Genomic DNA, 8,167 nt, shown 5'->3' with positions numbered 1-8,167 from the left:
ATGATAGTGCGGATACCCGTGTGAAAGTAGGTAATCGCCAGGCTCTCCCTTGAAACCCCCCAGTACGAAAGTACTGGGGGGTTTTGCTTTTGCGGCGGCGATTTCAGAACGCGAGCGTGCGGCCATCCCCTCTTGAAGTTGGGCGCTGACCTTCCAGGATCGACAGCACCAGGGCTGGAGTTGGCAAATAAATGACCATCAGGCTATGCTTTCAGCATGCAAACAGTCGCGGACGGCGTTTTATGAAAAAGAGCACAACGACCAAGGACGAATCCCCGTCCGAGCTGATCGACGCGAGGATCAAGGAATTGGACGACTGGAGGGGCAAGATGCTCTCCCATCTCCGCGCTCTCATCAAACAGGCTGACCCTGAGGTGGTCGAGGAGTGGAAGTGGAGAGGCGTTCCGGTTTGGTCTCACGATGGAATGATCTGCACCGGCGAGACGTACAAGAGCGTCGTGAAGCTGACTTTCTCCAAGGGCGCTTCGCTCAAGGACCCTTCAGGACTATTCAATGCCAGCCTTGAAGGCAACACCAGGCGCGCTATCGATCTCCATGAGGATGATGAAATCGATGAGGATGCCTTCAAGACGCTCATACGCGCCGCTGCAGCCCTGAACAGGTCATCGGCCCGATAGTCGGATCCTGCGCCTCATGAGTTGGCGCCTATCCTGGCCGGCGCGATGCCAGGATCGCTTCGATCAACTCAAGGTGGGTGCGCCGGACGCTTGCTTCAGAACGGTTTCTTCACCGCCGCATCGCCATGGCCGACTAACAGCATCATCGTCAGGCGCTGCGCCAGATTGCCATAGGGCGGATAGAACAGCCCGATGGGAAAGAAGCGATGCCGCTTGAATACCGTGCGCGCATGCGAGAGTTCGCGAAACCCTTCTTCGCCGTGATAGGTGCCCATGCCGGAGTTACCCACGCCGCCAAAGGGTGCGTCGTGGTTGACCACGTGCCAGGCCCAGTCGTTGATGGTGACGCCGCCGGAATGCGTGCGCGCGAGCAGGTTCTCGCGCTCGGCCGTATCAAAGCTGAAGCAGTACAGGGCGAGCGGACGCGAGCGTTGCTGCACCATGGCGATAGCCTGCTCGTGCGTGTCGTACGGCAGCACCGGCAGGATGGGGCCAAAGATCTCCTCGCGCATCAGCAGCATGTCGGGCGTGCAATTCGTCACGACGTGCAATGGCAACCGGCGGCCGGGGCCGACCTCGCCGCAGGCCACCACCGTCGCGCCCTTGGCGCGCGCGTCGTCCAGCATGGCCTGGATGCGCGCAGCGTGGCGATCGGTGGCCAGCGCCGTGTAATCGGGGTTGTGCCCGGTACGCTCGCCGAAGATCTCGCCGAAAGCCTCGATCACTGCCTTGACGAACTCGTCCACCCGTTCGCGCGGCACTAGCGCGTAATCGGGCGCCACGCAAACCTGGCCGCAGTTGATGCCCTTGCCGTGCGCGATGCGCCGGGCGGCCTCGCGCACGGGATAGTCGCGCAACACGATGGCGGGCGACTTGCCGCCAAGCTCGAGCGTGACCGGCGTGAGATTGCGCGCCGCCTGGCCCATGACGATACGGCCTACCGCTGGCGAGCCGGTGAAAACGAGATGATTGAAGGGCAGGGCGCTAAAGACACCGGGGTCTTGCAGCTCGCCGCCGATCAATGCAACATGGTCTTCGGCGAAGATCTCGCCCAGCATGGCCTTGAGCGTGGCGTTGGTGGCTGGCGTTGTCTCCGGCATCTTGATCATGACGCGGTTGCCGGCGGCCAGCGCGGCAACCAGCGGGCCCAAGGACAGATAGACCGGGAAATTCCAGGTCGCGATGACACCAACGACGCCCTTGGGCTGGTAGGTGACGCGCAGGCTGTTGCTGGCGAACAGCAGCTCGGGCCAGCGCCGGCTCGGCCGCATCCAGCGGCGCACATGCGAGACGGCATGACGGATCTCCAGCGTGGTCGGCAGCACCTCCAGCATCTTGGTCTCAGCCAGCGAGCGAGCGCCAAAATCCTGGGAAATCGCTTCGGCAAGCACGTCCTGGTAGCGCAGGAGTTGCTGCTTGAGAGCGCGCAAGTGCCCACGCCGCTGCCCCGCATCAGGCAAGGTGTGGCGCAGGAAGGCTTGCTGTTGCGCGGCGAACACGGCTTGCACGCAGGTGCTCAGGATGTCCTGCCTGGCCAGTTCCTCTGTCAGCGCGCGGCCGTTCATGCGGACCTCTGCTGTTCATTGGCTTGCAGCACCGTTTCGGAATGGGTTTCGGTTTCCGCATAAGCCCGTCCGCCGAAGCGCAGCGCGGAATGCGCGCGGCGCGACTGGAACAGCGGGTAGAACATCTGGGTGAACCAGCGCTCCTGCCCGAACAGCACGTCATCCTGCAAGCCAACCTTGGCGGGATACTTGCGCGTGATATGCGCCGAGCCAAACAGGATGTCCCAGAAGAACAGCAGATTGCCGAAATTGCCCTTGTAGTAGCCGATCCCGTCCTCGTTCGTCATCGCGTGGTGCGCCCAGTGGGTGGCGGGCGTGGAGATCGTGCGCTCCAGGATCCACATCAGCGGGCGCAGCGCGCGGATGCGGTACAAGGGCTCGTCCCAGCGCCACGCGCTGTGCGCGCCAAGGATCACAGTCAGCTTGATGACCAGGTACGCACCGTAGACTTTGGCGAACCCGAAGTAAAGCAGGACGCCTGCGATCCAGAGGCCCGGCATCATCAGGTAATAGAAAAAATTGTTCCGGTACGTGATGCGGATGCTCATGTACTGCGCGGTATGGTGCGCGCGATGCAAAGGCCACAACAACGGCGAATGCGACACGCGGTGCCACCAGTATTGCGTCATGTCGTCGCAAACCAGCAAGATCGCGGCCATTGTCCACCATGGCAGGTGTGCCCACGCGCCTTGATGCTCTGGCATCAGCCAGGCGCACAGCTTGCCGGCCCCCAGCAAGGCCAGGGGCTGGGTGATCGCGAGCAGGCTCACGAACATCGCCAGCTCCAGCTTGGTATCGTCGAGGGTAGCGTTGACGCTGTTCTTGTAGCGCCGCGTGACCCACTCCATGCAGGCAAAGCCAAGCATGGCGATCACGATCAAGGTGTTCTGAAGGTGCGGACTCATTGAGTTGTCTCCGATCTCGCTTTTTGGCCTGAAAGACCTTAAGTCCGCCTGACTGTAGGCTTGCCGGGTCAATGCGTCCAATGCATACTATGCAATGTTCCAATGCGTACGGAGCAACGCAGCATGATGGACCTTCGCCGTCTCAGCCACGTTCTGGCGCTGGCCGATGCCCTGCATTTCGCGCGGGCGGCCGAGCGCGTCCACCTCAGCCAGCCTGCGTTCAGCCGCAGCATCCAGGCTATCGAGACGGACCTCGGCATCCGCCTGTTCGACCGTGACGTGGGCGATGTGCGGCCGACTCCGGCCGGCGAGTTCGTGATCGAGCGGGCCCGCCGGCTGCTCTTCGATGCGCGCTGCCTGCAGCGCGATGTCGATCTCTTTCGAGACAGCCAGCTGGGCGACACCGCCTTCGGCGCCGGGCCATTTCCGGCGGCGACGCTGATGCCGCGAGCGCTGTCCGAACTGCGAAGCCTCTATCCCAAGGTGGCCTTGCGCGTGGAAGAGGGCAACTGGAAGCAGTTGCTGGAGCGCCTGCGCGCCGAAGACCTCGAGTTTTTCGTCGCCGACGTGCGCGACCTGCCGGAAGATCCGGGACTGGAAATCCGTCCATTGGGGACGCAATCCGGTTTTTTCTACGTACGCACCTCGCACCCGCTTGCCGGGCGCCGATGCACGGTGGCCGATGCTTGGCAGTACGGCGTCGCGGCGACCAAGCTGCCGAATGTCCTGAAGACCGAATTGGCCAGGGTGCTCAGCATGCCGGCTGGCGAGCAAGCCGTGCTCGCGCTCGAGTGCGATGACATTGCTATCCTCAGGGCCGTGGCGCTGTCCACCGACACGGTTCTCGCCGCCACGCATACGTCGGTGCAGGCCGATCTCGATGCCGGCACGCTGCTGCCGCTGCGCATCGAGGGACTGCCTTCGCTGTTCTCCGAGATGGGCGTTGTCAGCCTGCGCAACCGGACCCCGTCGCCGATGGCGCAAAATGCCGTCTCCTGCATCGCGCGGGTCGCCGGCGAGGTGAACGCCTGGCTCGCCTGATCACCGATGGCGCCACGACTGGAAACCGCTGCGCTAAAAAAAGCCGGATCTTTGAGTTTGCCCGAGCTTCGTGCTTTGTGTGTGGATACCATTCGCGCCAGGTGCTGGCTGGGAGAAGGTGGAGTAGGCTTCGGCGAGCGGCTTGCGATCGAGGCTCCGGCGGCATGGCAACAGAAGGGAGAGAGGCGAAGGCCCCATAATGCGGGCATTGCTTGCGCACATTGACCATTGCCACTTCATGCCTGCCAGCCGAAAACCCTCGACGCCAGCCCGCGCGTCCGCTCGCCAGGACGCGCCCGCGCGGCGTGCCACAAAGGGACCTGTTGCAACCACCGTCACCTCGCCCGCGATGCGGCCCCCACGCCAGCCTCGCAGCGAGCAAAACCTGGGCAACATGATCAAAGCCGGCCGGGCGCTCGCAGAGCAACGCGGCGACCTGGATGACATTTCCCTGAACGATGTAGTGAAGGCGGCCGAGACGTCGATTGGCGCCTTCTATGCCCGCTTCAAGGACAAGGAGGCGTTCCTCCAGGTCATGCTTGAAGCCGCGCTGGACGAGGCCGAAGCGCTCACGAAAAAATCGGTCGCCAGGGATCCGGTCTGGCAAGCCGGCCCGGCTACGGCCATCGTCGAGCGCATCGTGCGCGTCTATGTAGGCCAGTTTCGCCAGAATCGTGGCCTGTTCAAAGGATTCCTGCGGCATTACTCCGCGACCGGGAGCGGCGACAATCCCATGCGGCTGGCCAACCGCCGCATCCAGGATCTGCTTGTGCCATTGCTGGCCAGGCAAATCGATTCGCCACGCGCAGGCACCGCGGACTTCGAGGTGCGCGTGGCCATCCAGTTCCTGGTGGGCACGTTGGCCAATCTATTGCTCAACGATCCGGGCCCGCTGCATCTGGAGGAACGCAAGCTGGAAACCCACCTGATCCGGATGATGCGCCGCTACCTGTTGCTGCTAGAGGCGTAGGCAAGACACACGTCCGCCGCTGGCAAGGCAAGGTAGCGGTGCAGCATTTCCGTGAGCCGTTGCTCCAGCCGTGGATCGTACAGGTCCAGGGCGCTGGGCGTATGCAGCACGATATTGGTCAATGCGCTGATGACAAGCTGGACCGCTATGCGGGTCTCGTCATCCGGCCCGCTGAAACGCCCGGCGGCAACGTGGCTGGCCAGGCGCGGCACCATGGCATCCAGGATCTGCCGGTTGGCCTCGCGAATGGGTTGCCACAAGGGATTCTGCGCGGGGCTATGCCGCATATACGCGGCGAACAGGCCACGGTGCTCGCGGAACAGGCCGATGTAAAAGCCAACGATGCGCGCACAGATCGCGTGGGCCGGCCCTGCGTTCCAGGTGGGGTCCGTGGCCAGCGAATAGTCCAGCTCGGCGCGCAGCTCCGCCAGCGTGTTTTCCAGCACCAGCGCGCAGAACGTCTCCTTGTCCGGAAAGCGCGCATAGAACGCGCCAACGGACGTGGAGGCGGCCCGCACCAGATCGGCGAGCGAGAAGCCGGTCAGGCTGCCGGCTTCGTTGATCAGCGCCCTCCCGGCTGCAAGCAGAGCCTTCAGCGTGGCTTCGCTTCTCTCCTGGCGGGGCTGTTTCAGCCCCGCGCGCAGCGTCGGCGCTGCGGCGTCAAAGGGTGCCGTGATTTCGGATGTCATACGTCGAAGGTGATGGCGACCGGCCGCTCCTGGCGTGGGCGCGCCTGGCAGGTCAGGATCCAGCCGGCAGCAAGCTCGTCGGCACTGAAGACATCGTTGCGCGCATGGACGACCGCGCCATCCACGCACTTGGCCGCACACGAGCCGCAATAGCCTTCCTCGCAAGCATAGGGCGCATCCACGCCGCAGGCCAGCGCGGCTTGCAGCAGGGACTGGCCGCTGGCAACCCGCACCACATGCAGGGCGCCGCCGAGGGTTACCGTGGCATCGCAAGCCTGGGCAGGCAACGGCGCCGCGCTTGCCACATCGGGCTCCTGCGCGGCAGCGTCAAACCGTTCCAGATGCACTCGCCCCGGCGCCATGCCGGCCACTTCAGCGGCCTCCAGCACGGTCCGCATGAATGGCCCGGGGCCGCACAGATAGAGCTGGCAGTGCGGCACGGCCGAGAGCAGGGCGGCGATCTTGCCACGCTCGGGAAAACCGTCGGCGTCGTCGTAGTGCAGATGCACGGTCAGCCGTTCGGGGTTGCCGCGCGCCAGCCTGGCGATCTGCGCCGCGAAGATGGTGCTGTCGCCATCGCGATTGGCGTAGTAAAGCGTCATCGTGCGGCTGGTGGATGCCAGCGCGGAACGGATCATCGACAGTACCGGCGTAATGCCGCTGCCCGCCGCGCAGAAGAAGAGCGGCGCATCCATGGCCTCGCACACGAACCGGCCAGTCGGCGCGCTCACCTCCAGTTGCGTGCCGGCGCCGACCTGCGCATGGAACCAGCCCGAAACGCGGCCACCCGGGATGCGCTTGACGGTGACGACTGGAAGGCCGCCGGCCTCGGGCGAACTGGAAAGCGAATAGCTGCGCAGCAGGATTTTCCCGTCCACGTTTACCCGGAAGGTGAGGTGCTGGCCGGCGCGATAGACGAAGGATTGCTGCAGTGCATCGGGGACCAGGAGCGCGTAGGAACGGGCGTCTTCGGTCTCCCGAGTGATCTGCGCGACAGTCAATTGTGGAACTGCATCAATGTCTCCTGGCTTCTGCGGACCCTGTGCCGGACCCTTGAAATAACAAGAAAGAGAATTATGATTCTGTTTATAGCCGGAAGCAAAAGCAAATTCAAGACCAATCCCACCACCGGCTAGTGCTAGCAAAACAGGCGTGGAGAACGGTCAAAACCCATGAGCGCCAAAGGAGATTGCATGTCATCCCTTCATCGTTACACGCTGCCGGTGGTCCAGACAGGCTGGTCGGTCGGCAGCCAGGTGTCCACCGAGTTCAACTGGGAGTACGACAACGAGAATTCCAAGCTGCTGCAACTCTACGAGACCAGCAAGAAGCAGCAGTGGAACGCCACCGACCGGATCGACTGGTCGCAGGAACTCGATCCCGAGAACCCGCAGGAACTCGATGACCGGATGATCCCGATCTACGGCACGCCGCTATGGGAAAAGATGGGCAAGCACGACCGCATCGACGTGCGCCGCCACCAGCAGGCGCATTCGCTGTCGCAGTTCCTGCATGGCGAGCAGGGCGCGCTGATGGTGTCCGCGCGCATCGTGCAGATGGTGCCGGAAATGGACGCCAAGTTCTATGCCGCCACGCAGACCATGGACGAGGCGCGCCACGTGGAAGCCTATTCGCGCCTGCTGCACGAGAAGGTCGGGATCATCTATCCCATCACTTCCGGGTTGAAATCGCTGCTTGAAACCATCCTGACCGACTCACGCTGGGACTTCTGCTACCTCGGCATGCAGGTGCTGGTGGAAGGGCTGGCGCTGGCCGCGTTCCAGCGCATCCGCGACTTCTCCAAGAATCCGCTGGCCGCATCGATCAACGCCTACGTGATGCAGGACGAAGCGCGCCACGTCGCATTTGGCCGCACCGCGCTGCGCGGCTACTATCCGCAATTGACGGAGGCCGAGCGCAAGGAGCGCGAGGACTTCGTGATCGAAGCCTGCTACCTGATGCGCGATCGCTTCGACCAGAAGGAAGTATGGAGCCGCCTTGGGCTGCCGGAAGAAGAGTGCGCCAAGGCCGTGCGGGAGTCCGAGACCATGCGGCAGTTCCGCCAGAGGCTGTTCAGCCGCATCGTGCCGACCGTCAAGGATATCGGGCTGTGGAGCCCACGGGTGCAGGCCGCGTTTGCCGACATGGGCGCCATCGAGTTTGCCAATGTCGACGTCGAGGCGCAGTTCGCGCAGGACCAGAAGATTGCGGAGGAGTTCGACGCGCGCCGCGTGGTGATGGAGTCCATCGAGGCCGCTCAGGCGCAAGCCAGCCACTGAAGCGGTTGCCGCTGCAGGTCCGGTGTGTCAAGCCGGGCCTGCTTTTTCGACGCCGGTGCACACCTGCGATATCTGGGCAG

General features: G+C 63.5%; 8 protein-coding genes. 4 read left to right on the top strand and 4 right to left on the bottom strand.

Going from position 1 to position 8,167, the window contains the following annotated elements:
- Positions 1 to 242: 242 nt before the first annotated feature.
- Positions 243 to 638, top strand: a complete 396-nt coding sequence (locus ACYP5B_RS27010; protein ID WP_400101222.1) for a DUF1801 domain-containing protein — start codon at positions 243 to 245, stop codon at positions 636 to 638.
- 95 nt (positions 639 to 733) lie between these two features.
- On the opposite strand, the gene ACYP5B_RS27005 is transcribed toward ACYP5B_RS27010, so the two are convergent.
- Both ACYP5B_RS27005 and ACYP5B_RS27000 read right to left on the bottom strand, forming a co-directional pair.
- Entirely contained in the window at positions 734 to 2,203 is a 1,470-nt protein-coding gene (locus ACYP5B_RS27005; protein WP_459571736.1) for a coniferyl aldehyde dehydrogenase, read from the bottom strand.
- Positions 2,200 to 3,108, bottom strand: a complete 909-nt coding sequence (locus ACYP5B_RS27000) for a sterol desaturase family protein (protein ID WP_459571735.1) — start codon at positions 3,106 to 3,108, stop codon at positions 2,200 to 2,202. The genes ACYP5B_RS27005 and ACYP5B_RS27000 overlap by 4 nt, the downstream gene beginning before the upstream one ends.
- A gap of 123 nt (positions 3,109 to 3,231) precedes the next feature.
- Here ACYP5B_RS27000 and ACYP5B_RS26995 point away from each other — a divergent pair, with 123 nt between their 5' ends.
- Both ACYP5B_RS26995 and ACYP5B_RS26990 read left to right on the top strand, forming a co-directional pair.
- Positions 3,232 to 4,149, top strand: coding sequence for a LysR family transcriptional regulator (locus ACYP5B_RS26995; RefSeq protein WP_459571734.1), 918 nt, complete (start codon positions 3,232 to 3,234; stop codon positions 4,147 to 4,149).
- Positions 4,150 to 4,543: 394 nt separating this feature from the next.
- Positions 4,544 to 5,119, top strand: a complete 576-nt coding sequence (locus ACYP5B_RS26990; RefSeq protein WP_459571733.1) for a TetR/AcrR family transcriptional regulator — start codon at positions 4,544 to 4,546, stop codon at positions 5,117 to 5,119.
- Here ACYP5B_RS26990 and ACYP5B_RS26985 read toward each other — a convergent pair.
- Both ACYP5B_RS26985 and ACYP5B_RS26980 read right to left on the bottom strand, forming a co-directional pair.
- Entirely contained in the window at positions 5,095 to 5,808 is a 714-nt protein-coding gene (locus tag ACYP5B_RS26985) for a TetR/AcrR family transcriptional regulator (protein ID WP_459571732.1), read from the bottom strand. The genes ACYP5B_RS26990 and ACYP5B_RS26985 overlap by 25 nt on opposite strands.
- On the bottom strand, positions 5,805 to 6,809 hold the full coding sequence (locus ACYP5B_RS26980) for a 2Fe-2S iron-sulfur cluster-binding protein (RefSeq protein WP_459571731.1): 1,005 nt from the start codon (positions 6,807 to 6,809) through the stop codon (positions 5,805 to 5,807). The genes ACYP5B_RS26985 and ACYP5B_RS26980 overlap by 4 nt, the downstream gene beginning before the upstream one ends.
- Before the next feature lie 192 nt (positions 6,810 to 7,001).
- Here ACYP5B_RS26980 and ACYP5B_RS26975 point away from each other — a divergent pair, with 192 nt between their 5' ends.
- Positions 7,002 to 8,087 (top strand): ferritin-like domain-containing protein, encoded by a 1,086-nt coding sequence (locus ACYP5B_RS26975; protein WP_459571729.1) that lies wholly within the window; start codon positions 7,002 to 7,004, stop codon positions 8,085 to 8,087.
- Positions 8,088 to 8,167 lie beyond the last annotated feature (80 nt).

This window comes from Cupriavidus sp. 8B (assembly GCF_054589115.1).
The sequence above is the reverse complement of the archived record's forward strand: the minus strand, read 5'-3'. Positions and strand labels throughout refer to the sequence as shown.

Bases quoted from the DNA above. Each gene is read 5' to 3' on its own strand.
- ACYP5B_RS26995 (WP_459571734.1), top strand. From the start codon at position 3,232: ATGATGGACCTTCGCCGTCTCAGCCACGTTCTGGCGCTGGCCGATGCC.
- ACYP5B_RS26975 (WP_459571729.1), top strand. From the start codon at position 7,002: ATGTCATCCCTTCATCGTTACACGCTGCCGGTGGTCCAGACAGGCTGG.
- ACYP5B_RS26985 (WP_459571732.1), bottom strand. From the start codon at position 5,808: ATGACATCCGAAATCACGGCACCCTTTGACGCCGCAGCGCCGACGCTG.
- ACYP5B_RS27000 (WP_459571735.1), bottom strand. From the start codon at position 3,108: ATGAGTCCGCACCTTCAGAACACCTTGATCGTGATCGCCATGCTTGGC.
- ACYP5B_RS27005 (WP_459571736.1), bottom strand. From the start codon at position 2,203: ATGAACGGCCGCGCGCTGACAGAGGAACTGGCCAGGCAGGACATCCTG.
- ACYP5B_RS26990 (WP_459571733.1), top strand. From the start codon at position 4,544: ATGATCAAAGCCGGCCGGGCGCTCGCAGAGCAACGCGGCGACCTGGAT.
- ACYP5B_RS27010 (WP_400101222.1), top strand. From the start codon at position 243: ATGAAAAAGAGCACAACGACCAAGGACGAATCCCCGTCCGAGCTGATC.